At 73.5% G+C, this 22542-nt stretch carries 19 protein-coding genes; 13 read left to right on the top strand and 6 right to left on the bottom strand.

All coding sequences use genetic code 11. The features are described from left to right. Nucleotides 1–31: 31 nt before the first annotated feature. Complete coding sequence (locus E6R60_RS16205; RefSeq protein ID WP_136327256.1) at nt 32–1564, bottom strand: FAD-dependent oxidoreductase; 1533 nt, start codon at nt 1562–1564, stop codon at nt 32–34. A gap of 93 nt (nt 1565–1657) precedes the next feature. After that, on the bottom strand, nt 1658–2218 hold the full coding sequence (locus E6R60_RS16200; protein ID WP_240802587.1) for a DUF6766 family protein: 561 nt from the start codon (nt 2216–2218) through the stop codon (nt 1658–1660). A 553-nt stretch (nt 2219–2771) separates the two neighbouring features. Here E6R60_RS16200 and E6R60_RS16195 point away from each other — a divergent pair. The 3 genes from E6R60_RS16195 (at nt 2772) to E6R60_RS16185 (ending at nt 4985) form a co-directional block, all read left to right on the top strand. Then, nucleotides 2772–3308 carry an isochorismatase family cysteine hydrolase gene (locus E6R60_RS16195; protein WP_136327255.1) on the top strand — a complete coding sequence of 179 codons (537 nt, stop codon included), beginning with the start codon at nt 2772–2774 and terminating at the stop codon, nt 3306–3308. 84 nt (nt 3309–3392) lie between these two features. Beyond that, nucleotides 3393–4067: an HAD family hydrolase gene (locus E6R60_RS16190; RefSeq protein ID WP_136327254.1), complete on the top strand. Its 675-nt coding sequence runs from the start codon at nt 3393–3395 to the stop codon at nt 4065–4067. A gap of 135 nt (nt 4068–4202) precedes the next feature. Then, nucleotides 4203–4985 (top strand): VOC family protein, encoded by a 783-nt coding sequence (locus tag E6R60_RS16185; protein ID WP_206309433.1) that lies wholly within the window; start codon nt 4203–4205, stop codon nt 4983–4985. Between the two features lie 257 nt (nt 4986–5242). Here E6R60_RS16185 and E6R60_RS16180 read toward each other — a convergent pair whose 3' ends face one another. Next, nucleotides 5243–6856, bottom strand: coding sequence for an NAD(P)/FAD-dependent oxidoreductase (locus E6R60_RS16180; RefSeq protein ID WP_136327348.1), 1614 nt, complete (start codon nt 6854–6856; stop codon nt 5243–5245). A 61-nt stretch (nt 6857–6917) separates the two neighbouring features. Further along, nucleotides 6918–7361, bottom strand: a complete 444-nt coding sequence (locus E6R60_RS16175) for an SRPBCC family protein (protein ID WP_136327253.1) — start codon at nt 7359–7361, stop codon at nt 6918–6920. Between the two features lie 408 nt (nt 7362–7769). Here E6R60_RS16175 and E6R60_RS16170 point away from each other — a divergent pair, with 408 nt between their 5' ends. Then, complete coding sequence (locus tag E6R60_RS16170) at nt 7770–10028, top strand: catalase (protein ID WP_136327252.1); 2259 nt, start codon at nt 7770–7772, stop codon at nt 10026–10028. A gap of 53 nt (nt 10029–10081) precedes the next feature. On the opposite strand, the gene E6R60_RS16165 is transcribed toward E6R60_RS16170, so the two are convergent. Both E6R60_RS16165 and E6R60_RS16160 read right to left on the bottom strand, forming a co-directional pair. Next, a complete protein-coding gene (locus tag E6R60_RS16165; protein ID WP_276613966.1) occupies nt 10082–11497 on the bottom strand; it encodes an MFS transporter in 1416 nt (471 codons plus the stop codon). Between the two features lie 288 nt (nt 11498–11785). Next, nucleotides 11786–12121, bottom strand: a complete 336-nt coding sequence (locus E6R60_RS16160) for a hypothetical protein (protein ID WP_136327251.1) — start codon at nt 12119–12121, stop codon at nt 11786–11788. 877 nt (nt 12122–12998) lie between these two features. Here E6R60_RS16160 and E6R60_RS16155 point away from each other — a divergent pair. Genes E6R60_RS16155 through rfaE2 form a run of 9 tightly spaced genes read left to right on the top strand, consistent with a single transcriptional unit; the run spans nt 12999 to nt 22537 of the window. Continuing rightward, nucleotides 12999–14003, top strand: a complete 1005-nt coding sequence (locus tag E6R60_RS16155) for an NAD-dependent epimerase/dehydratase family protein (RefSeq protein WP_136327250.1) — start codon at nt 12999–13001, stop codon at nt 14001–14003. A gap of 12 nt (nt 14004–14015) precedes the next feature. Next, on the top strand, nt 14016–15650 hold the full coding sequence (locus E6R60_RS16150; RefSeq protein WP_136327249.1) for a carbamoyltransferase C-terminal domain-containing protein: 1635 nt from the start codon (nt 14016–14018) through the stop codon (nt 15648–15650). Beyond that, complete coding sequence (locus tag E6R60_RS16145) at nt 15647–16669, top strand: glycosyltransferase (RefSeq protein ID WP_136327248.1); 1023 nt, start codon at nt 15647–15649, stop codon at nt 16667–16669. Before E6R60_RS16150 ends, E6R60_RS16145 begins: the two co-directional genes overlap by 4 nt. Next, complete coding sequence (locus tag E6R60_RS16140) at nt 16666–17277, top strand: HAD-IIIA family hydrolase (RefSeq protein WP_136327247.1); 612 nt, start codon at nt 16666–16668, stop codon at nt 17275–17277. Before E6R60_RS16145 ends, E6R60_RS16140 begins: the two co-directional genes overlap by 4 nt. Further along, a complete protein-coding gene (locus E6R60_RS16135; RefSeq protein ID WP_136327246.1) occupies nt 17274–18281 on the top strand; it encodes a glycosyltransferase family 9 protein in 1008 nt (335 codons plus the stop codon). The genes E6R60_RS16140 and E6R60_RS16135 overlap by 4 nt, the downstream gene beginning before the upstream one ends. Further along, entirely contained in the window at nt 18278–19240 is a 963-nt protein-coding gene (locus tag E6R60_RS16130) for a glycosyltransferase (protein ID WP_136327245.1), read from the top strand. Before E6R60_RS16135 ends, E6R60_RS16130 begins: the two co-directional genes overlap by 4 nt. Further along, a complete protein-coding gene (locus E6R60_RS16125) occupies nt 19237–20478 on the top strand; it encodes a glycosyltransferase (protein WP_136327244.1) in 1242 nt (413 codons plus the stop codon). Before E6R60_RS16130 ends, E6R60_RS16125 begins: the two co-directional genes overlap by 4 nt. Next, on the top strand, nt 20475–21107 hold the full coding sequence (locus tag E6R60_RS16120) for an SIS domain-containing protein (RefSeq protein WP_136327243.1): 633 nt from the start codon (nt 20475–20477) through the stop codon (nt 21105–21107). The genes E6R60_RS16125 and E6R60_RS16120 overlap by 4 nt, the downstream gene beginning before the upstream one ends. Beyond that, complete coding sequence (gene rfaE2 / locus E6R60_RS16115) at nt 21104–22537, top strand: D-glycero-beta-D-manno-heptose 1-phosphate adenylyltransferase (protein WP_136327242.1); 1434 nt, start codon at nt 21104–21106, stop codon at nt 22535–22537. The genes E6R60_RS16120 and rfaE2 overlap by 4 nt, the downstream gene beginning before the upstream one ends. Nucleotides 22538–22542: the final 5 nt, after the last annotated feature.

Raw genomic sequence — 22542 nt, 5'->3', positions numbered from 1 at the left:
AGTACCCCTCCCCCGAACGGGCCCGCCGGGCTCACACCGAGCGTGGGGGCAGGGGCCGCACGGCCGGTCCGTGGACCACCTCGCCGTCGATGGCGAACCGTGAGCCGTGGCAGGGGCACTCCCACGTGGTCTCCGCCTCGTTGAACGCGACCAGGCAGCCCAGGTGCGTGCAGCGCGCCGACACGGCGTGGACCTCTCCGCCCTCGTCGCGGTACACGGCACAGCGCCGGCCGTCGACGCGGACCACCGCGCCGGTACCGGGAGCGATGTCGTCGACGGAGTCGACGTGGGTGCTTTTCAGCCGGTCACCGATGAAGTGCCGGGCCACCTCGGCCTGCTGCTTCAGCAGCTCCGTCCCCTCGCGGACCGTGGACCACAGCCTGCGCGGATCGTAGAGACCCGCCCATGCGGGCCCGTCGCCCGTCAGCGCCGAGGACAGCAGTTGTCCGGCCATGGCGCCCCCGCTCATGCCCCAGCCCCCGAACCCGGTCGCCACGTACACATGGCGCGAACCCGGGTGGAAGGGCCCGACCAGGGGAACGCCGTCGCTCACGTCGTTGTCCTGGGCCGCCCACCGGTAGGCCGTGCTGCCGACCGCGAAGTGCTCGTGCATCCAGCCGTCCAGCCGCAGAAACCGCTCGCGGCTGTCGGCCGTCCCGGGCGTGAAGCTCTCACCGGTGACGATCAGCAGGCGTCGTTCCCCGTCGAGCGGCGCGGTGCGGACCGATCGTTTGCCCATGTCCGAGGTGATGTACATGTGCTCGGGCGCCTCGGCCGCGGGCAGCGGAGCGGCGACGACGAGTTCGCGGCGCGGCGACATGCGCGCGAAGAGAAGCGCCCGGTCGAAGACCGGGTAATGCGTGGCGACGACGACGTCCGCGGCGGTGACCGTCACGCCGTTCTCCGTACGCACCCGGCAGGGGGAGCCTTCGCTGAGGCCGGTCACCCGGGTCCGCTCATAAAGGGATCCACCGCGTGCCACGATCGCGTCCGCGAGGCCGAGCATGTACGTGCGGGGATGGAACTGGGCCTGTTCGGTGACCTGTACGCCAGCGGCAATCGGGAACGGCAGGTCGGTCTCCGTGACGAAGCGTGCCTCCAGACCCGCTTCCGACGCAGCCCCGGCCTCGGCCTCGAACTGGGCACGCCGGTGCGGATCGGTGGTGTAGGTCAGGGCCGAGCGGCGTTCGAAGTCGCAGTCGATGCCCAGTTCCTCCGCCACCGCCCCGACCCGCTCGACCGCCTCCTGCTGTGAACGGGCGTACTGGCGCGCGCCCTCTTGCCCGCGTGTGCGGCGCAGCCGCTCGTACACGAGGCCGTGGGCCGCCGTGAGCTTCGCCGTCGTGTAGCCGCTCACTCCTGCGGCGATGCGGTCGGCCTCCAGTACGGTCACCTTTCGCCCGGCAGCGGTCAGTTCCCAGGCGGTACTCAGCCCGGCCATGCCGCCGCCGATCACGACGACGTCCGCCGTGGTGTCGGAATCCAGGGCCGGTCGCGGAGTGCCGGGCTCCGTGGCCATCCAGTAGGACTCGGCCATGCCCGGCAGATCAGATCGGAAGGTCATGGGCGACGTGTTCCCCCCGTCGCGGGAAGGACACGGGGGAAGCCGACTTCTTCGCCCGAGCGGCCCTGCGCTGTCCGCGGGCGGGGCGCCGGTTCAGCCCTCCACGCCGGTGGCCCGGTGGGAGGCGCCGACCGGTTTGGACTCCGGTGAGCCGCGCTGACGCAGGTACACGGAGAGGATGACCATGGAGGCGACGGCCAGGAACTCCGACTGCCAGTTCTGCAGGGTGCGGCTCCAGAAGTCGGCCGACACCAGGTAGCCGCCCCAGCTGACGGGTGCTTCCAGCTGGCGGAGCCGTTGCTCGTTGTAGGAGGCGACACCGGCCACGGACTGGGCGAACCAGGACAGCACGAACAGGGCGCCCATCGTGATGCCGAGGGAACGGGAGAACAACAGCTGTCGCCAGCCGGCGGCCGCGGCCCAGCGCGGTGAGTCGCCGCGCGCGTGGGCGCCGATGCGCTGGTCCTCGTCGGACTCGGGACCGGCCTGACGCATCTTCTTGGACTCGGGTGAGCCGCGCTGGACGAGCCAGACCGTGCCGAAGATGTAGAGGAAGAACTGCAGGTACTCCGACTGCCAGTTCTCCGTCACGTCCACCGCGAAGTCGGAGGACGTCAGATAGGCGCCGAAGGAGACGGGGTGCAGATCGTCCACGGCACTCCAGCTCGGAACGCGTCCCCGGCGCCAGCGCGGCGCACACAGCCTCCGCGTCGTGGGCCTTCCCCGCCTGCTCGAAGGCGGCCGCCGCGTTCCGGGCGGCCGGCGACCGGTTGTCGCAGCCGCTGAGCAGCACCAGGGCCGGAAGCAGGGGGAGCAGCGTCCACGAACGCCGAAAGCGGGAGACCGTCACCGTAGTCCTCGCACGTAGTCGTTGGCGATGAGGCATTCTCCCTTCGGGCGTCTCCCTAAGGGCTGTCCCGCAATTCCTGGCGGGCGCGCGACGCCAGCTACGGCACCTCGCCGCGTTGTCGAAACGCCCGAATACATCCAGTGTGCGGGCGCCTCTCCGCCTTGCGATGCACCGCATCTGACGCCGCGCGCGGATCCACCAGGAATTGCGGGACAGCCCTTAGGCAGGCGACACGCCAGGCCGGGGCAGGCCCGGTGCGGACTGACTCCGCCGGCCGCCGCGCGCCCCGCACTTCCGCGGGCCCGGCCCCCGCCGGAGCGCTCGCAGTCACGGTGTCCGGATGCCACCATCGGATGCATGGGACGTACGGCGCTGATCGTCATCGACATGATCAACAACTACCGGCACGAGGACGCCGAACAGCTCCTTCCCGACGTGGAGCGCACCGTCCCCGTGATCGCCCGGCTGCTGGAGGCAGCCCGTGCGCAGGACGCCCCGGTGATCTACGCCAACGACAACTTCGGGGATTGGCGGTCCCACCACGGGGAAATCGTGGAGATGGCCATGGCCGGCGCCCGGCCGGATCTGGTCGAGCCCCTGCTGCCGGACGAGGACTCGCTGTTCGTGGTGAAGGCCAGGCACTCGATCTTCTACGAGACGCCGCTGGCGTATCTGCTCCGCCAGTTGGGCGTCGGTCACCTGGTGCTCTGCGGCCAGGTGACGGAGCAGTGCATCCTCTACTCGGCGCTGGACGCGCACATCCGGCATCTGGACCTTACGATTCCGGAGGACGGGGTCGCCCACATCCACGAGGATCTCGCCCGTGCCGGGCTGCGGATGATGGAGCGCAACATGGGCGCCGATGTCCGCCGTGCCGAGTCGGTAGCCTTCTGACCCGACGTCCCCCCGCCGCACCGGGGCACGGAGCGGCAGCCCCGTTCTCCCGGTGTCCCGGCGTCCGAACCGGAAGGAACCGATATGACCCGCGCGGCTCTGTTCGATGTGGACGGAACACTCGTGGACACCAACTACCTCCACGTCGGCGCCTGGTGGGAGGCGTTCCGCCAAGCGGGACACTCCGTGCCCATGAGTGCCGTGCACCGGGCGATCGGTCTCGGCTCGGACGACCTGATCGGGCATCTTCTCGGAGCCGGCCGGGACCGCGATCAGGACGCGGCCATCAGCGGCGCCCATTCCGCTCTCTACGCGACCTGGTTCGACCGCCTTCCCGCGCTGAACGGTGCGGCCGCTCTCCTGCGCGCCCTGGCGGCCCAGGGGTGGAAGGTGGTCCTGGCCACCTCGGCGAGCGGTCCGGAACTCCAGGCGCTGCGCAAGGCCCTCGATGCCGACGACGTCATCCACGACACCGCCAGCTCCGACGACGTGAGTGAGGGCAAGCCCGCTCCGGAGCCGATCCGCCACGCGATGGAGCTCGCCGGCGGAACCAGCGACGAGACGGTGTACGTGGGCGACTCCGTCTGGGACATGAAGGCCGCGACCGGCGCGTCGGTCACCGCGGTGGCGCTCCTTTCGGGCGGCATTCCCCGTGAGGACCTGGTGGGCGCCGGGGCCGCCGAGGTGTACCGGGACCCGGCCGACCTGCTGGCGCACCTGGACACCAGCGTCTTCGCCCGCATCGGCGGGGGCGGCTGAGCGCCGACGGACACTCCTGCCCGCGAAGCGGCCCGGTCACGTCCCGCCGTGCGAGTGAGCCGGTACGTTCGTCCGCTGCGGGCCCGGGAATCCGGGTCCGGGGGAGTGGTCCACGTCGAAGGTGAAGGACGGCTGATGTCTGCTGCGGAGCATGTGGTGCCGGCGCCTGGAATCCCGTGCTGGGTCAACTTGATGGTCGGCGACCTGCGGGCGGCCCAGGCCTTCTACGCGGCAGTGCTCGGCTGGGAGTTCCGGACGAGTTCCCTGGGCAGCGGTTTCCTGGTGGCATCGGTCGGCGGCAGGCCGGTGGCGGGCATCGGCGAGCGGCGGCCGGGCCTGGCCCCGCCCTCGGTGTGGACCCCGTACTTCGCCGTGCGGGACGCCACGCTGACGGCGGCCCGGATCCGGGAACGCGGAGCCACCCTGGCCGTAGGGCCCGTGGCCCTGGGCGAGGGGCGGGCGGGACTGGCCGCCGACCGGGACGGGGCGGCGTTCGGATTCTGGGAGGGCCCCGGGCTGGCCTGGTCGGTGGGCGAGGAGAGCGCCCCCGCACGGCTGGACCTCCAGACCCGGGACGTGTTCGAGGCCGCGGTCTTCTACGGGGAGGTCTTCGGCTGGGCCGACGAGCCGGGGATCGATGTGGCGTACCGGCGTGACCACGTCCTCGTCGAGCGGGACGGGCGGCCTGCCCTGTCCCTGCGCGGCGGCGGCGTGCAGACGTCCGCGCAGCCGCAGAGCAGGCCCCGCTGGCTGGTCAACTTCGCCGTCGACGACGTGGAACGGGCTGTGGCCACCGCCATGGGGGCCGGGGGCGGCAAACCCCAGATGGCGTCCTCCGCCTGGTCGCCCGACGGATTCTCGCGCGTCCTTCAGGACCCGGGCGGCGGCCTGTTCACCCTCACCCAGCGCCGCACCTGAGGGCCGGTCACCCTGGGGAGTAGCGGCAGGGTGCTGTCGGCCGTCAGAACTCCGCGGGGAGGGACGCCGGAGGCGTGGGCCGGGGTGCGCCGGACGCACGTCCCGGGCCCGCACCGTATCCCGGCGCGGCGCGGAGCCCGCGCGGAACCCGGTCCGGTGCCGGGTCCGGCGGCCCCGGGACGCGAGCGGGAGGCGACCGGCGGGCGAGCGGGCGCACGAGGCCGCTGTCCGCGGGGCGCGCGCCTTGTCACCCCGGCTCAGTCCGCCCGGTCGCGGTGGGCGAGTGCCCGGCGGCCGGTCGAGACCAGCGCGGTGGCGCCCCGCGCGCGGAGCGCGGCCCGCGCCGCGTTGGCCCCCGGCCCACCGTGCACGCCGCCCCCCGGATGTGCGGCGGCCGAGGCCATGTAGAGGCCGTGAACCGGCGTCTCGGGCCGCCCGGTGCCCGGGACGGGCCGGAACACCAGCTGCTGGTGCAGGCTGCTGGTCCCGCCGTTGATCGCGCCGCCGTGGAGGTTGCTGTCGGCGGCCTCCAGGACGGGGGGAGGGAGGAGGCGCCTGGCCAGGATGCGGCTCCGGAACCCGGGAGCGTAGCTCTCGACGCGCCGCTCCAGCCGGTCGGCGAACCTCTCGGCCTCGGCCGCGTCCCACCGGCCGGTGAGCCCCTCCTCGCCGGCGTCGGATTTCACGCGGTGCGGCACATGGGTGTAGGCCCACGCCGATTCCGTGCCCTGCGGCGAGCGCGAGGCGTCGGCAGTGGTCATCTGGCCCAGCAGGACGAAGGGACGGTCCGGGACCTGCCCCATGGCGATCTGCGCGGCGAACCGGGTGAGGTCGTCGACGCCCTCCGCCAGGTGCACCGTGCCCGCCGAGCGGGCGTCCGCCGCGCTCCACGGAATGGGGCCGTCCAGGGCCCAGTCGATCTTGAAGGTGGCGAAGTCCCACTGGAAGCGCCGCAGGTCGCCGAAGACGCGGGGCGGCAGATGCTCCGGGGCGACCAGATCCAGATAGAGGGAGGGCGCCGACACATCGGCGAGCACCGCCTTGCGCGCCCGTACGGCGTCGCCGTTCGCCGTACGCACTCCCACCGCACGGCCCCGCCGCACCACCACCTCCGTCACCCGGTTGCCGCAGTGCACCTCGACCTTGTGGGCCCGCAGCCGCCGCACCAGCGCGGCTGTCAGCGCGCCGGCGCCTCCCTCGGGCACGGGGAATCCGTAACGCTGTCCGAGCATGGCCATCAGCCAGCCGAACCCGCCGCTGCCGGCGGCTTCGGGGGGCAGGTCGGCGTGCAGCGCGTTGCCCGCCAGCAGCAGCCGTCCACCCTGGCCGGCGAATTCCTCCTCGCCCAGCCGGCGCACCGGCAGGAGCAGGCTCCGGGCCAGGCGCAGGCCGCCCGCCGCACGCAGGTGGGCCGCCAGCGCGGCGGTGGCCCGGACGGGCGGGAAGGGGGTGAAAAGGGCCCGGAGAACGTCGTCGCCCACCCGGTCCCAGACCTGGCACAGGGACGTCCACGCCTCCCCGTCCCCGTCCGCGAACCGGTCCAGGCCCGCCGCGGTGCCGGCCCGGTCCGCGTGCAGCACGGCGCAGCTGCCGTCGAGCAGGGGATGGGCGAGCACGGACGGCGCCCGGCTCCACCGCAGCCCCTCACGGTGCAGCGCCAGACCCGCCAGCACCGGGGAAGCGGCTGCCAGCGGATAGAACGCGCTGAACATGTCACTCACGAAGTCGGGGTGCACCCCCCGGTCGCTGCGCACCGCCCCGCCCGGCTCGTCCTGGCTCTCGAAGACTTCGACGCTCCATCCCGCGTCGGCGAGAAGGTTGGCCGCGACCAGGCCGTTCGGCCCGCTTCCGATCACCACCGCGTCCGCCATCATCCATCGCCCTTCACTCGGGGAGGCTCCGGCCGGTGCCGCCGGCCCACGGCGTGCACCGTCAGCTGTCGTCCGCCAGCTGGTCGACCGCGGAGGCGAGGCGCCCCAGCATGGCCCGGTGACGGAGCTGGAGCAGCACGTCGGCCGCGGCGTTGTGCAGGGTGCCGCCGGCGCCCCGGAGCGGGTGCTCGTCGAGCCGCACCAGCGTCTCCTCGCCCCAGGGCCGGATGTCGAAGGCGATGCGCGCCGAACCCAGCAGGCCGCTGTGCGCCTCCAGCTCGAGAATGCCCGGACGTTCGAGCCGGCGCACCACGGTCCGACCGTGGAACTCCTTCGGACCGACCCGCACGGTGTACTCGATCGAGGAGCCGAGTTCGGGCCAGTGCCCCTCCGCACTGCGCGAGCCGGAGGTGCCGACCACCCATTCCCCGTACAGGTCCGGCCGTTCCAGGACCGACCACAAGGCCGACGGCGGGTGCTTGATCAGCTGATGACGAATGGCCATGAGCGCCTCCAGACGCGGAAGGAGTGCCAGAGGGATCCGTGATGCGTCGTCTCCTACCCTAAGCCGCCCGCGGCGACCCGACATTCCGCACCGATCCGGATCCCGGACACGAGGGTGACAGCCATTGGAGGGGCTGGATGACGCGTCTGCCGTAGCACGGAGCCGTTCTTGTCGCTCTGCGTCCTCCGCTCGGCTACGAATGGTGAAGGGCCAGACCCTGGTGCCCGGGCGGCTCGCTCGGAGAGCGCGGCGCCCGCCGGAGTCCGCGGCGAGCGGCCGGCCGGTCGCGGAGGGACGGTCGGCAGGGCGCGGCGGGACAGATTCGCGCTTTCGCTGTGTCGACGCCCGGTTTCTGGATACCGGACTTTTCGTGCCTCTCGCGCACCAGCACCTACGGATGGAGCAGTCATGAGCGAAAACCGCCCCGAGCCCACGGCCGGCCGGCCGGACGGGTCAGGCCCCGAGGAGGGCATCCCCGGCAAGCCCGCGAGCGCCGATCCCTCGCCGGCCGAGCCGACCACGGTCCGGGAGCCCCTGCCTCCGAAGCCGGACCAGGGCGGGCCCGAGACGGTCAGCCCGACCGGGCAGGCCACCGGAGCGAACCCGGCGCGCATGGCGCAGAGCGGCTCCTACCTGACCACCGCGCAGGGAGCACGCCTCTACGACACCGATCACTCGCTGAAGGCGGGCCCCAGGGGCCCGGTCCTGCTCCAGGACCACCATCTGCGCGAGAAGATCACCCACTTCGACCATGAGCGGATTCCCGAGCGGGTCGTCCACGCGCGCGGGGCAGCCGCGCACGGCGTGTTCCGCGGCTACGGTTCGGCGGCGAACATCTCGAAGGCGGCGTTCCTGGCCCAGGACGTGGAGACCCCGGTCTTCGTCCGGTTCTCCACGGTGCTCGGGTCGCGCGGTTCGGCCGACACCGTGCGCGACACCCGCGGCTTCGCGACCAAGTTCTACACCGAGGAGGGTGTGTTCGACCTCGTCGGCAACAACATCCCGGTGTTCTTCATCCAGGACGCGATCAAGTTCCCCGACGTCATCCACGCGGGCAAGCCGCACCCGGACCGGGAGATCCCGCAGGCCCAGAGTGCGCACGACACCTTCTGGGACTTCGTCACCCTGCACTCCGAGGCGACGCACCACACCCTGTGGAACATGTCCGACCGGGGCATCCCGCGCTCCTACCGGATGATGGAGGGCTTCGGTGTACACACCTTCCGTCTCGTCAACGCGGAAGGGGCGACGACGCTCGTCAAGTTCCACTGGAAGCCGAAGCTGGGCGTCCATTCGATGGTCTGGGAGGAGGCCCAGATCACGAGCGGGGTCGACCCGGACTTCCACCGCCGCGACCTGGCCGACGCCATCGAGGCCGGGGCCTTCCCGCAGTGGGAACTGGGCGTGCAGACCTTCCCCGACAACCCCGAGCAGATGTTCGAGGGAATCGACCTCCTCGACCCGACGAAGATCGTCCCCGAGGAGCTGGCGCCGGTCCAGCCGATCGGGCTCATGACCCTGAACGCCAATCCGTCGAACTTCTTCGCCGAGACCGAACAGGTCGCCTTCCACGTGGGCAACCTGGTACCGGGGATCGACGTGACCAATGACCCCCTGCTCCAGGGGCGCTTGTTCTCGTACGTGGACACCCAGCTCACGCGCCTGGGCGGCCCGAACTTCTCGCAGCTTCCGATCAACCGCACCCACGCGCCGGTCAACGACATGCTGCGCGACGGCATGCACCAGACGGCCGTGCACCGGGGCGTGGCGCCCTACCGGCCCAATTCGCTGGACGGCGGGTGCCCGTTCGTCGCCGGAGAGGACGCCGGCGCCTTCATCGAGGTGCCGGTGGAGGTGCCGGAGGGAAGGAAGGTGCGCGAGGCGGCCGCTTCCTTCGACGACCACTTCAGCCAGGCCCGGCTGTTCTGGGTCAGCATGTCGCCCGTGGAGCGTGAGCACATCATCGGTGCGTACACCTTCGAGCTGGGCAAGTGCTACGAGGAGAACGTCAAGCGGCGAGGGCTTGAGGCACTCGCGCGGATCGACGGCGAGCTGTGCGAGCGGGTGGCCGCGGGGCTCGGTCTGCCGGCGCCCGCGCCCGAGGAGGCCCTGGCGTCGCCCCAGCCCAGTCCGGCGCTGTCCCAGGTGGGCGGGACCTGGCCGCCGGACGGCCGTGTCGTCGGCATCGTCGCCGACGACAGCATGGATCTCGCCGCCGTGCGGTCGGCGCGCAGCGCCGTGCTGGACGCCGGGATGGTGCCCCTGGTGGTCGCCCCGGCGGGCGGGAAGCTCGACGCGGACGGCGATCCGGTCACGGTGCAGCGCACCTTCGCCACCGCCCGGTCCATCGAGTTCGACGCCGTGCTGCTGGCCGGCGTGCCCGGAGCCGGTGCCGACGCGCTCGGTGCCCGGGACGCGAAGGCGGGAGATCCGCAGCGTGCGGCCGCCGCGGCGGATCCGCGGGTGCTGATGCTGGTGGCCGAGGCGTTCCGCCACGGCAAGGCGATCGGCTTCTGGGGCGGCGCCGACGCGGTGCTCACCGCGGCGGGCGTCCCCACGGACGCGGCCGGCATCGCCTCGGGAGCGAGCGAGGAGGTGGTGCGGGAGGTCACCACACTCCTGGGCAGCCACCGGGCCTGGGAGCGCTTCCCGGTGTCCGGCGCGTAGGCGGGTCCGGCTTTCGCCCGCCGCCCTCGCGGCAGGGTGGCGGGCGGAAGCCGTCAGGCGTGGGAGAGCGCGGCCGCCGGGGTGAGGGCGGCGCCCGCGGGTACGCGGTGGTCCGGTGCGCCGACGCCGCGCGTCACCCGCCGGTGACGCAGACCGCCCAGAGCGATGGCTCCGGCGATCAGGAGCCCGCCGGAGACCAGGGCGCCTCGCGCACCGGCGAACTCCAGGAGCAGACCGAGCAGGGGCGGACCGGCCAGGCCCCAGACCGTTCCGGCACTGCGCCAGACCCCGAGGACGCGGCCGCGCATCTCCGGCGCGGGGTCCGTCTGGAGCACGGTCGCGCCCGCCGTGTCGGAAAGCGACTCCACGACGGCCATCGGAATCACCACGAGAATGAGCACGAAGAGCCCCGGGGAGAGACCGGCCGCCACCTGGAGGAGGCCGCCGCAGGCCGCCAGGACGCCCACCAGCCGCACGGTGGGCCTGCGCAGCCGGCCCGCGAGGACGGCGCCCGCGATTCCCCCCACCGCGAGCACGGTCGAGACGGTGCCGAAATCGCTCTGGCTGCCGTGGAGCGGCCCGATGACGAGGACCACCAGCGTCAGCTGGTAGTTGCGCCCGAAGAGGGAGCTGAGTCCGGTGACGCCCGCCAGCGCGACGAGACGCGGCCTGCTCATGAAGTAGGTGAGCCCGGCCCGCGCGCCGTCCTCGGACCCCCGCTTGCGCGGGGGCGCTGCGGCAGCGGCCGCCGCGGGGGCCTCAGCCGGCGCACGGTGCGACCGTGCTGCCTCTTGTACCGCGTGCGCCGCGGGCCGCAGGGAGGGGATGACGGCGGCCACGAAGAGGAACGACAGGCCGTTGGCCACGTACGCGGACGCGGTACCGAGGGTTCCCACCGCCACGGCGGCCAGCGCCGTGCCGCCCAGACGGCCTGCGCTGTGCACCATCGAACCCAGCGCGATGGCCGAGGGCACGTCGTCCTTGGGAACCAGGTCGTTGCCCAGGAGGGACGTCGCGGGGCCGTCGATGGTGTTCACGATGCCGGTCAGCGCCGCCAGGAGGAGCAGGACCGGCATGCTGAGGAGGTCGAGTCCAATCAGCGCCGCCGTGGAGAAGGCGACGAGCCCGAGGACCACCTGGCTCACCATGGCGGTCACCTTGCGGTTCCACCGGTCGACCGCCGCCCCGCCGACGACGCCGAGCAGCAGACCGGGACCGGCCTGCACGGCCAGCGAGAGTCCGGTGGCGGCCGCCGAGCCGGTGATCTGGAGGACCAGCAGGTTCTGCACCGTGAGCTGCATCCACGTACCGGCGTTCGATACGAGGTTGGCGACGGACCAGCGGCGCATGCTCGGGGTGCGCAGGCACCGCCACGGGCTGCCACCGGCCCGGCGCTTCCGTGCGCGGGCAGGGGGCAGGGCGGGGGTGGCCGGAGCGGGAGCGGCCTCGGACGAGAGGGGTACAGACACAGGCAGCACATTTCGAACGGGGCCGGGGGAGCGACACGCACGCCGGCACCGAAGGCGGCGAGGTCGCGGAGTCTGGAGGCCGGGAACGGGGGCCGCTGGGGTGAGTCGGCCGGCCGCCGGCCGCCTGTTCATGTTCACAAACGCCTGCCGCCGACCCAAGTGCTGCCCCGCGCGGAAGGGTGCCGAAGGGGTGGCGAAGCCCTCAACTGCGCCTGCTTCAGGGGCGATCCGCAGCCCGGTGTTGTTCCTCACAGAGGGCGGTCCGTGACGCCCGCCGCCGGCTCGCGGTCAGAAGGGCAGGGCGCGCCCGGCAGCAGCTGCCGGGCGGTCCGGCCCCGCGAGGCGCGGCGCTTTGCGGTCGGCCGCTGCCCGGCCCGTCGGTGACAGGAGCCGGTCCCCCCAGCGGGCCGGAACGCCCGGTGGCCGGCTTTCGCCGGGCACCACCGCGGGCCGGCGCAGGAGCCCCGCCTGCGCCGCGGCCTTCGCGCCGCCCCGGACGGGGCCCACCACCAGCGCCGGAACGCCCATGCGCAACGCCGGCCCCCTGGCGTGCAGCCGGTTCCCCACCACCAGGTCTGGCCGTCCGGGGTACTGGCCGGCCGTCGCCTCGGCCGCGTACTCCACGATGCCGCGGACCCGGTGGCCGCGGGATCCTTCTCATCCACCGCAGCGCTCGCGCCGATGGCCGTAAGGCGGCACGCGGTGCAGCGCTGGTGCGGTCCGGCCGCCCGGGGGTGGACCGGACCTAGGACGGACAGCACCTGCTCGTCGCCTCGGGTGCCGCCACCTCCGGGGCGAGCGCCCCCGAAGCGAAGGCGGGGCTCCACGCGCTCTCGCGCGCGATGCCCGGAGAATCCGGAGCGGCGGGCGGCGCTTAGGGCGTGTTTCGAAAGTCCCGCCTGCTCGGCGACGCCTGGCACGCACACTCGCCGCGTTGTCGGGATCGCCCCGATACAACCAGTATCGGGGCGACCCTCCGCCTTGCGATCGCACGCACCAGGCGCCGCCGAGCCCGCCCTCCGGGCGGACGGCGCTACTTTCGAAACACGCCCTAGGGCAAAGGCCTCACCCACGGTCACCGCGCCGTCCAGGAAGCTGAACCGGCCGGTGAGCGGGGTCCTGCCCCCGGGCCCTACGCCTGGCGGCGACCGAGGAGCGTGTCGCGCGCGGAGTGGAGAGCGTCAGGTCTCGGCACCGCCTGCTCTTTCCCGTTTCATTCCAACGGTAGGCCCCGGGATGCGAATGCGCCGTGGTTCGGCAGGATGCGGGTGAGAACCGGGCAGCAAGGAACTTCGCTCGGAGCCGTCGGACAGTGGCGGTGCACACGGAGAGTCACCGCAGTCCGAGGATGGACCGGCGGAAGCAGCGGGCGGCGCGACGCCCCGGGGCAGGCCGAGCGGCCGGGCCCCACGGGTCGCGAGCGCCCCCCATGGCCTGACGGGCTCGCCGTGGGCGGGAGTGCATGCGCGCCCCGCGGACGACGTGAAGGGAGACCCAGTTGATGACGCCTTCGGCGAGTGATCGATGGCCCTGGCGGCGCGCCCTGGTGACCGGCGGGGCCGGATTCCTGGGCTCGCACCTGTGTGAGCGCCTCCTGGACGGCGGTGTCGAGGTGGACTGCGCCGACAACCTGTCATCGGGATCCTCCGCGAATGTGGCGCACCTCGTCGGCCGGACCGGCTTCCGCTTCGTCGAGTGCGACGTCTCGGACCCGTCCTGCGCGCGGGAACTTTCCGGCCCGTACGACCTCGTCCTCCACTTCGCCTGTCCCGCGTCTCCCGCCGACTACCTGCGGATGCCGCTGGAGACCCTGGACGTCGGAAGCCTCGGCACCCGCAACCTGCTGGGCATCGCGGCCCGGGACGGTGCCAGGCTGCTCCTGGCCTCGACCTCGGAGGTCTACGGGGACCCCCTGGTCCATCCGCAGCGGGAGGACTACTGGGGCAACGTCAACCCGGTCGGCCCCCGCAGTGTGTACGACGAGTCCAAGCGGTTCTCCGAGGCCCTGGTCACGGCCCATGCGGGGGCCCGGGGGACGAACGCCGGAATCGTCCGGCTGTTCAACACCTACGGACCGCGCATGCGGGCGCACGACGGCCGGGCCGTTCCCACGTTCATCTGCCAGGCACTCGCCGGCGAACCGCTGACGGTCGCCGGGGACGGCAGCCAGACCAGGTCGCTGTGCTACGTGGACGACACGCTCGATGGAGTGCTGCGGGTGGCGGCCAGCCGGTCGGTACGGCCCGTCAACATCGGCGGCAGCGACGAGACGACGGTCCGGGAGATCGCCCGCCGCATCGTCAAACTGACCAACTCCGGCAGCCGGATCGACTTCATCGAACGGCCGGTCGACGACCCCGAGCGGCGCAGGCCGGACACCACGCTCGTACGCGAGATGTTCGGCTGGGAACCGCGAGTGTCCTGGGAAGAGGGGCTGGAACGCACCATCGCGTACTTCGCCTCGCTGACCGGCACCCCGGCCGAACAGCCGGCCGGGAACGTCTGAAGGAGACAGCGCATGCGTGTGCTCGGCATCAACGCACTGTTCCACGACCCGTCGGCCGCCCTCGTCATCGACGGGGAGATCGTCGCCGCCGCCGAGGAGGAACGCTTCAGCAGGCGCAAGCACGGCAAGCGCCCCCTGCCCTTCTCGGCCTGGGAACTGCCGGAGCTGTCCGCCCGGTGGTGCCTGGAGACGGCCGGCCTCACCCCGGCGGACCTGGACGCGGTCGCCTACTCGTACGACCACGCACTGGCGCTGCCGGCCGAGGAGATGGGCCTGGACGATCCATGGGACCGGCTGCGGCAGGTCTACGCCCGCAAGGCTCCCGAATTCCTGGCCGAGGCGCTGCCCGGCCTAAACCCGGACAAGGTGCGCCTCGTCGCCCATCACGTGGCGCACGCCGCGTCCGCCGGGCTCGCCGCGCCCCTGGGCGACTGCGCCGTGCTCGTGCTCGACGGCCGCGGAGAGTGCTCCTCCCAGCTGGCCGGGAAGTACACCGACGGCCGGCTCGACATCCTGTCCGCCCAGCCGCTGCCGGAGTCCCTCGGCCTCTTCTACGAGGAGCTCACCGACCACCTCGGGTTCCTGCGCAGCAGCGACGAGTTCAAGGTGATGGCGCTCGCCTCCTACGGCAGGCCGCGCTTCGCCGACCGGATCGGCGAACGGGTCCACGGACGCGGCGACGGAGGCTTCCGTGCCAGTGACGTCCGCTGGAGCGACTTCGCGCCGCGCAGGAACCCCGGCGACCCCTACTCCCAGGAGCACGCCGACCTCGCGGCCAGTGCCCAGCGCTGCCTGGAGGACACCGTTGTCGACCTGGGCCGGTGGCTCCACGAGCGCACCGGAGCCACCGGCCTGGCGTTCGCCGGGGGAGTGGCCCTGAACTGCGTCGCCAACGCGCGTCTGCACCGCGAAGGGCCCTTCGACCAGGTCTGGGTCCAGCCGGCCGCCGGTGACGCCGGAACCGCCCTCGGCGCGGCCCTGCACGTCGCGGCGGAGCAGGGCCCGGTACGGCCGATGGCCACCGCGGCGCTCGGCAGGGGCTGGAGCGACGAAGAGCTGCGGCGGATCCTGGAGACGGCCGCGCTGCCCTACGAGGAACCCGAGGACGTGGCCGCGGCCGTGGCCGAGGAACTGGCCCAGGACGGAATCGTCGCGTGGTTCCAGGGCCGGAGCGAGTTCGGCCCCCGCGCACTCGGCCACAGGTCCCTGCTCGCCCACCCGGGCCGAGCCGAGAACCTGGAGCGGCTGAACGCGGTGAAGGGGCGGGAGGAGTTCCGGCCGGTCGCCCCGATGGTCCTGGCCGACCGGGCGGCGGAACTCTTCGACGGGCCGTTGCCCAGTCCCTACATGCTCTTCGTCCACGAGGTGGCCGAGGAGTGGAAGTCCCGCATCCCCGCTGTCGTCCACGTCGACGGCACGGCGCGGATCCAGACCGTGGACCGTACGGCCGAGCCGCTTGTCGCCCGGATGCTCACCGCGTTCGAACAGCGGACGGGTCTCCCGGTCGTGGTGAACACCAGCCTGAACACGGCGGGCCGGCCCATGGTCGACCATCCCCGCGAGGCGCTGGAGTGCTTCGGATCGGCGCCCGTCGACCTGCTGGCCATCGGCCCCTTCCTCGTCCGCCGGGCGAAGGCGTTCTCATGACGGCGGACGACGCACTGCACCCGGAGCGGCCCGACCTCTCGTACTCGGTGGTCATTCCGACCATCGGCCGCCGCTGCCTGGCCGACTGCCTGCAAGCGCTGGCCGCGGCGTCGGGCCCCGGCCCGTACGAGGTGTTCCTCGTCGACGACCGCCCGGCCGCCGACGGCCCCCTCGACACCCGTGGCGCGGGCCCGCTGACCGACCGTCTCCGCCTCCTCACCACCGGCGGCCGGGGACCGGCCGCCGCGCGGAACGCCGGCCTGCGGGAAGTGACCACTCCCTGGGTCGTCTTCCTCGACGACGACGTACGGGTGGAAGCCGACTGGGGCAGCCGGCTCGCCGACGACCTGACGGCCGCCGGCCCGATGACCGTGGGAGTGCAGGGCCGGCTGACCGTCCCGCTGCCCGCCGACCGCGAACCCACCGACTGGGAACGCTGCACGGCGGGCCTCCAGGAAGCCGCCTGGGCCACCGCGGACATGGCGTACCGCACCCAGGCGCTGATGACGGCGGGCGGCTTCGACGAACGGTTCCGCCGCGCGTTCCGCGAGGACGCCGACCTGGCCCTGCGCATGATGGACGCGGGCTGGAAGCTCGCCAGGGGCGGCCGCTCCACGCTGCACCCCGTGCGGCCCGCCGACCGCATGGTCTCCGTGCGCGCGCAACGGGGAAACGCCGACGACGCGCTGATGCACCACCTCCACGGCGCCGACTGGTGGACCCGGGCCGCGGCTCCCCGGGGCAGGCTGCCGCGCCACCTCGCCGTCACCGCCGCCGCCCTCGCGGCGGCTGCGCTGGCGCTGGCCGGCCGCCGCCGGGGCGCTGCCGTGGCCGCGGGGCTGTGGGCCCTGGGCACCGCGGAATTCGCCTGGGCCCGGATCGCCCCCGGACCCAGGACCGCACCCGAGGTCGCGACCATGATCGGCACGAGTGTCGTCATCCCGCCTCTCGCAGTCCGCCACTGGGCTGTGGGCCGGGTACGGCACCGAGGCGCCGCGCCCTGGGGGGACCGCGCATGACGGAACGCCGCGACGAAACCGCAGAGCCCGCGATCCCCATTCCGGCCGTCCGCCCGGCCGCCGTCCTGTTCGACCGGGACGGAACCCTGGTGCACGACGTGCCCTACAACGCCGACCCCCGCCGGGTCCTCGCGATACCCGGAGCCGCCGAAGCCGTACGGCTCGTACGCGAGGCCGGTCTGCGGACCGGCGTCGTCAGCAACCAGTCCGGGATCGGACGCGGCCTGCTCACCCACGAGGACGTGCGCCGGGTCAACGCGCGCGTCGACGAGACGGTCGGCCCGTTCGATGTCTGGCTCTACTGCCCGCACCACCCCGACAGCGGATGCCCCTGCCGCAAGCCGCGCCCCGGACTGGTGCGGGAAGCGGCCCGGCTGCTCGGGGTGCGCCCGGCCGACTGCGTGGTGATCGGTGACATCGCGGCCGACGTGCTCGCCGCCCGGGCGGCCGGCGCCGAGGGCATCCTCGTCCCCAACGCGGCGACCCTGCCGGGCGAAACGGCCGCGGAGGCGGAGCCCGCCCCCGACGTCCTGTCCGCCGTGCGCCGCCTCCTGGCCCGGCCCTGCCGGGACTCCGTCCCCTGCGCGACCGACGGGGGGCCGGCATGAACGTCCTCGTCGTACGACTCGACAGCTTCGGCGACGTGCTGCTCGCCGGCCCCGCCGTCCGGGCCGCGGCGGGGCGCGCCTCCCGGCTCACCATGCTCTGCGGGCCCCTGGGCGAGCCCGCGGCCCGCATGCTCCCCGGCGTGGACGACGTGATCGTCTGGCAGGCGCCCTGGGAGGGCACCCACCCACCGCCCGTCGAGGAGGCGGACATCCCGGCTCTCGTCGACTCGCTGCGGGCCCGGGCCTACGAGGCCGCGCTCGTGCTGACCTCCTTCCACCAGAGCCCGCTGCCTATGGCGCTGCTGCTGCGCATGGCCGGGGTCCGGAGCATCGGCGCCGACAGCACCGACCACGCCGGACACCTGCTCGACGTCCGGCACCACAGACTTCCCGGCCGGCACGAGGCGGAGGCGGCACTCGACGTGGCCGCGGCCCTGGGATTCCCGCCGCCGCCGGGGGACGACGGCCGGCTGCGCGTCCTTCCGCCGCCCGACACCGCCGCGCTGACGGGCAACGGCCCCTATGTCGTCGTCCATCCCGGTGCGAGCGCCGCGGCACGGTCCTGGGATGCCGAACGGCACGCCGAAGCGGTCCGGCTGCTGGCCGACGAGGGACACCGGGTCGTCGTGACCGGAGGGCCCGGAGAGAGGGAGCTGACGCGGCTGGTCAGCGGCGACGTCGCGGTCGACCTCGGAGGCCGTACCAGCCCCCGGAAACTGTCCGGCGTGCTCCGGGGCGCCGACGCGCTCGTCTGCGCGAACACCGGCCCCGCCCATCTGGCCGCGGCGGTCGGGACCCCTGTCGTCTCCCTCTTCGCGCCGGTCGTGCCCGCCGGGCGGTGGGCCCCGTACGGCGTGCCCACGGTGCTGCTCGGCGACCAGACCGCGGAGTGCGCCGACAGCCGGGCGCGCGTCTGCCCGGTGCCCGGACACCCCTGCCTGAACGGCGTCACGGCCCAGGACGTGGTGAGCGCCGTGCACAAGCTGCTGAAGGAGAGCTCATGAACATTCTGATCTGGCACGTGCACGGCTCATGGCTGACCTCCTTCGTCCAGGGCCCGCACACCTACCTCGTGCCGGTCACGCCCGACCGGGGCCCGGACGGGCTCGGGCGCGCCCGGACGTGGACCTGGCCGCAGAGCGTGCGCGAGCGCACTCCGGAGGAACTGCGGGACAGCGACATCGATCTCGTCGTCCTCCAGCGCCCGCACGAGATCGAGCTCGCCCATGCCTGGACCGGCCGGCGGCCGGGACAGGACCTCCCCGCCGTGTACGTCGAGCACAACAGCCCCCACGAGTCCGCCGTCGACACGGTGCACCCGCTGGCGGACCGCTCGGACATCCCCGTCGTCCACGTCACCCACTTCAACCGGCTCATGTGGGACAACGGCCGCGCCCCCACCGACGTCATCGAGCACGGCATCATCGACCCCGGGCACCTGTGGACGGGGACCGAGCCCCGGGCCGCCGTCGTCGTCAACGAACCCCTGCGCCGCGGCCGTACCACCGGCACGGACCTGCTGCCCGGCTTCGCCGCCGCTGCGCCGCTGGACGTCTTCGGCATGGGCACGCGGCAACTGGCCGCCCGGCTGGGGCTGCCGCCGGAACTCTGCCGTACGGCCGAACTCCCCCAGAACGAACTCCACCCCGCCATGGCGCAGCGCCGCGTCTACCTCCACCCGGTGCGGTGGACCTCGCTCGGACTCTCCCTCCTCGAAGCCATGTTCCTCGGCATGCCCGTGGTCGCCCTCGGGACCACCGAGGTGCGGGAAGCGGTGCCACCGGACGCGGGGACGGTCTCCAACCGGCCCGAGGTGCTGAACGAGGCGCTGCGCCACTTCCTGGCGGACATCGGCCACGCCCGACGGGCCGGGGAGCGGGCCCGCGCCGCCGCCCGTGCCAGGTACGGAGTCCAGCGGTTCCTGGACGACTGGGAACGACTCATGAAAGAGGTCACGCGATGACGTACTCCAAGCCGCGCCCCGGCCGGATCGCCCTGGTGTCCGAACACGCGAGCCCTCTCGCCGAGCTGGGCGGCCCGGACGCCGGCGGGCAGAACGTCTACGTGGCGCAGCTGGCAGCCCGCCTGGCCGGGCGCGGCCACGACGTCACCGTCTACACCCGACGGGACAGCCCCGACCTCCCCACGCTGGTGCGCACACCGCTCGGCGTGAAGGTCGTCCACGTGCCCGCGGGACCGCCGACCGCCGTACCGAAGGACGAACTGCTGGTCTGGATGCCGGACTTCGGCGGCTACCTCTCCAGGATGTGGCGCCTCGCCCGCCCCGACGTCGTCCACGCGCACTTCTGGATGTCCGGCCTCGCCGCACTGACCGGCACCCGCGGCACGGGCATCCCCGTCGTGCAGACCTACCACGCGCTCGGCACGGTGAAGAGGCGCTACCAGGGCCCCGAGGACACCAGCCCGCCCGAACGCGTCGGCATCGAGGCCCGCATCGGCCAGGAGGCCGACCACACCATCGCGACGTGCGCCGACGAGGTCGTCGAACTCGTCGCGATGGGCGTCCCGGAGGAGCGGATCTCCGTCGTCCCCTGCGGCGTCGACACCACCCGCTTCTCGCCGGTGCCCGACCCCGGTCGGCCACCGGGCGGGCCCCGCCGCCTCCTGTCCGTCGGGCGCCTCGTTCCCCGTAAGGGCTTCGACCGGGCGATCAAGGCCCTGGCCGAGGTGCCGAACGCCGAACTCCTCATCGCCGGAGGCCCCGACGCCCCCCTGCTCTTCGCCGATCCGGAGGCCGAACGGCTGCGCAAGACCGCTTCCGAGTACGGCGTGGCCGAGCGGGTCACGATGCTCGGCTGCGTACCGCAGGAGAAGATGCCCGCGCTCATGTCCAGCGCCGACCTCCTGCTGTCGCTGCCCCGCTACGAGCCGTTCGGCATCGTGCCCATCGAAGCGATGGCCTGCGGAACACCGGTCGTCGCCACGGCCGTCGGCGGCCAGCTGGACACCGTGGTCGACGGGGTCACCGGAGCCCTGGTGCCGCCCGCGGACGACGGCGGCCACGACCTGGCCGCCACGATCCGCTCCCTCCTCGACGACCCCGCCCGGCGCGCGCGGTACGGCGAAGCCGGCCGCGCCCACGCACTCGCCCGCTACACCTGGGACGAAGTGACGGACGGCGTCTCACGGGTCTACGCCCAGCTCACACCGGTTCCCCTGCCCACGGAGGTGGCACGATGAAGCTCATCACCCCCGGCCAGCACTGTGACGATCTGGCACGCGCGCTGCCCGCATTCCGGCGGGCCGCCGGAGTGACGGAGCGCTGGGGCGCGGCCCTGGCCCGCGTCCTGTCCGACGGAGGCCGGCTGCTCGTGGCGGGCAACGGCGGAAGCGCCGCCCAGGCCCAGCATCTGACCGCCGAACTCGTCGGCCGCTACCGGGACGACCGCCCGGCGTACTCGGCCATCGCCCTGCACGCCGACACCTCGTCCACCACCGCCATCGCCAACGACTACGGGGTGCACGAGGTGTTCGCCCGGCAGACGTGCGCCCACGGACGGGCCGGTGACGTGCTGATGCTCCTGTCGACGAGCGGCGCGAGCGCCAACCTCCTGGGCGCGGCGACCGAGGCCATGCGGATCGGCATGCCCGTGTGGTCCCTCACCGGACCCGCACCCAACCCCCTGGCGGCGGCCAGCGACGAGGCCCTGACTGTGGAGGCCGGGGTCGCCGCGACGGTCCAGGAACTCCACCTGGTCGCCGTCCACATGATCTGCGAGAGCTTCGACCGCGAGATCGCCGCCCGCGCCGCCCGCAGCGAGCGCCCCCGGTCCGCGGACGGCCGGCCGGCCGAGGAGGACCTCGCATGAGGCCCCGCACCCCGTTGCTGGTCGTCGGCGACGCCCTGCTCGATCTGGACGTCTCCGGCCGGGCCGAGCGCCTGGCGCCCGACGCGCCCGTCCCCGTCGTGGGCCACGCCGAGCGCCGGGCCCGGCCCGGCGGGGCGGCCCTGGCGGCCTGTCTGGCCGCCGCGGACGGCAGGGACATCACCTTCGTGACCGCACTCGGCGACGACGAGTCCTCCCGCGCGGTACGGGACATGCTCAAGGACCGCGTCCGCCTCGTGGAGATCCCCCTGACCGGGACACTGGCCTCCAAGACCAGGCTCATGGCCGACGGCCGCCCGCTGCTCCGGCTCGACGAGGGCGACGGGCGGGCCGCGAGCACCACGGCCGAGGCCGACGAGGCCGTCGCCGGGGCCCGGGCGGTCCTGGTCGCCGACTACGGCCGGGGCGTGGCGGGCGTCCTGCGCGACGCCCTGGCCCGGCGGGCGGCCCACGCCCCCCTCGTCTGGGACCCGCACCCCGCCGGAGAACCACCCGTCGCCGGCACGCGGATGGCCACGCCGGCGGCGTCCGAAGCCCGTCACTTCGCGGAACAGGACGCGCGGCCCTCCGCCCGCGCCACCCCGCGCGGGAACAGCCGCCATCGGCTGCGTACGGCGGCGGCGGACGCCCGGACCCTGCTGGACAGGTGGGACATCGCCTCCCTGGCGGTCACCCTGGGGGAGGACGGCGCCATGCTGGTGCGAGACGGCACCCCGCTGCTCGTCCCCGCCCCCTGGAAGGCGGCCGGCGACTGCTGCGGGGCCGGAGACAGGTTCGCCGTCACGGTCGCCGGGCGGCTGGCCGACGGAGAACTGCCGGAAGTGGCCGTACGGGACGCGGTCGGCGCCGCCGCCCGTTTCGTCAGCGACGGAGGGGCGCACGCCGTGCTGCACGGACCCGCCGCGGGCGAGGGCGACAGGGGACCGGCCGACGGGGCTCAGGAAGTCGTGCGACGCGTCCGCGAGAGGAACGGCACCGTGGTCGCGGCGGGCGGCTGCTTCGACCTGCTGCACGCGGGACACGTGGAACTCCTCCAGGCCGCCCGCAAGGTCGGGGACTGCCTCGTCGTCTGCGTGAACTCCGACGCCTCCGTCCGGCGCCGCAAGGGCGGAGGGCGCCCCGTCGTGCCGGCCGCCGACCGCGTCCGGGTGCTGAGCGCGCTGGACTGCGTGGACGCGGTGATCGTCTTCGACGAGGACACCCCGGAACGCCTGCTGGCGGAACTGCGGCCCGACGTCTGGGCCAAGGGCGGCGACTACGCGCTCTCCGACCTTCCCGAGGCCGGCCTCCTGGAGAGCTGGGGCGGGCAGGTGGTGCTGCTCCCGTACCTCGACGGCCGCTCCAGCACCAGGCTGGTCGAGCGGGCCGCCCTCGGACCCGCGGGTCCCGCACGACCCACCCGACGGAGGTGACCCCG

The sequence above is a fragment of the Streptomyces sp. A0642 genome (assembly GCF_004795105.1).
Classification (GTDB): domain Bacteria; phylum Actinomycetota; class Actinomycetes; order Streptomycetales; family Streptomycetaceae; genus Streptomyces.
The sequence above is the reverse complement of the archived record's forward strand: the minus strand, read 5'-3'. Positions and strand labels throughout refer to the sequence as shown.

Excerpts from the sequence above, each read along its gene's own strand:
- E6R60_RS16125 (WP_136327244.1), top strand. The coding sequence starts at position 19,237 with ATGACGTACTCCAAGCCGCGCCCCGGCCGGATCGCCCTGGTGTCCGAA.
- E6R60_RS16205 (WP_136327256.1), bottom strand. The coding sequence starts at position 1,564 with ATGACCTTCCGATCTGATCTGCCGGGCATGGCCGAGTCCTACTGGATG.
- E6R60_RS16170 (WP_136327252.1), top strand. The coding sequence starts at position 7,770 with ATGAGCGAAAACCGCCCCGAGCCCACGGCCGGCCGGCCGGACGGGTCA.
- E6R60_RS16135 (WP_136327246.1), top strand. The coding sequence starts at position 17,274 with ATGAACGTCCTCGTCGTACGACTCGACAGCTTCGGCGACGTGCTGCTC.
- E6R60_RS16180 (WP_136327348.1), bottom strand. The coding sequence starts at position 6,856 with ATGGCGGACGCGGTGGTGATCGGAAGCGGGCCGAACGGCCTGGTCGCG.
- E6R60_RS16120 (WP_136327243.1), top strand. The coding sequence starts at position 20,475 with ATGAAGCTCATCACCCCCGGCCAGCACTGTGACGATCTGGCACGCGCG.
- E6R60_RS16190 (WP_136327254.1), top strand. The coding sequence starts at position 3,393 with ATGACCCGCGCGGCTCTGTTCGATGTGGACGGAACACTCGTGGACACC.
- E6R60_RS16130 (WP_136327245.1), top strand. The coding sequence starts at position 18,278 with ATGAACATTCTGATCTGGCACGTGCACGGCTCATGGCTGACCTCCTTC.
- E6R60_RS16185 (WP_206309433.1), top strand. The coding sequence starts at position 4,203 with ATGTCTGCTGCGGAGCATGTGGTGCCGGCGCCTGGAATCCCGTGCTGG.
- E6R60_RS16145 (WP_136327248.1), top strand. The coding sequence starts at position 15,647 with ATGACGGCGGACGACGCACTGCACCCGGAGCGGCCCGACCTCTCGTAC.
- E6R60_RS16150 (WP_136327249.1), top strand. The coding sequence starts at position 14,016 with ATGCGTGTGCTCGGCATCAACGCACTGTTCCACGACCCGTCGGCCGCC.
- E6R60_RS16195 (WP_136327255.1), top strand. The coding sequence starts at position 2,772 with ATGGGACGTACGGCGCTGATCGTCATCGACATGATCAACAACTACCGG.
- rfaE2 (WP_136327242.1), top strand. The coding sequence starts at position 21,104 with ATGAGGCCCCGCACCCCGTTGCTGGTCGTCGGCGACGCCCTGCTCGAT.
- E6R60_RS16155 (WP_136327250.1), top strand. The coding sequence starts at position 12,999 with ATGACGCCTTCGGCGAGTGATCGATGGCCCTGGCGGCGCGCCCTGGTG.
- E6R60_RS16140 (WP_136327247.1), top strand. The coding sequence starts at position 16,666 with ATGACGGAACGCCGCGACGAAACCGCAGAGCCCGCGATCCCCATTCCG.
- E6R60_RS16175 (WP_136327253.1), bottom strand. The coding sequence starts at position 7,361 with ATGGCCATTCGTCATCAGCTGATCAAGCACCCGCCGTCGGCCTTGTGG.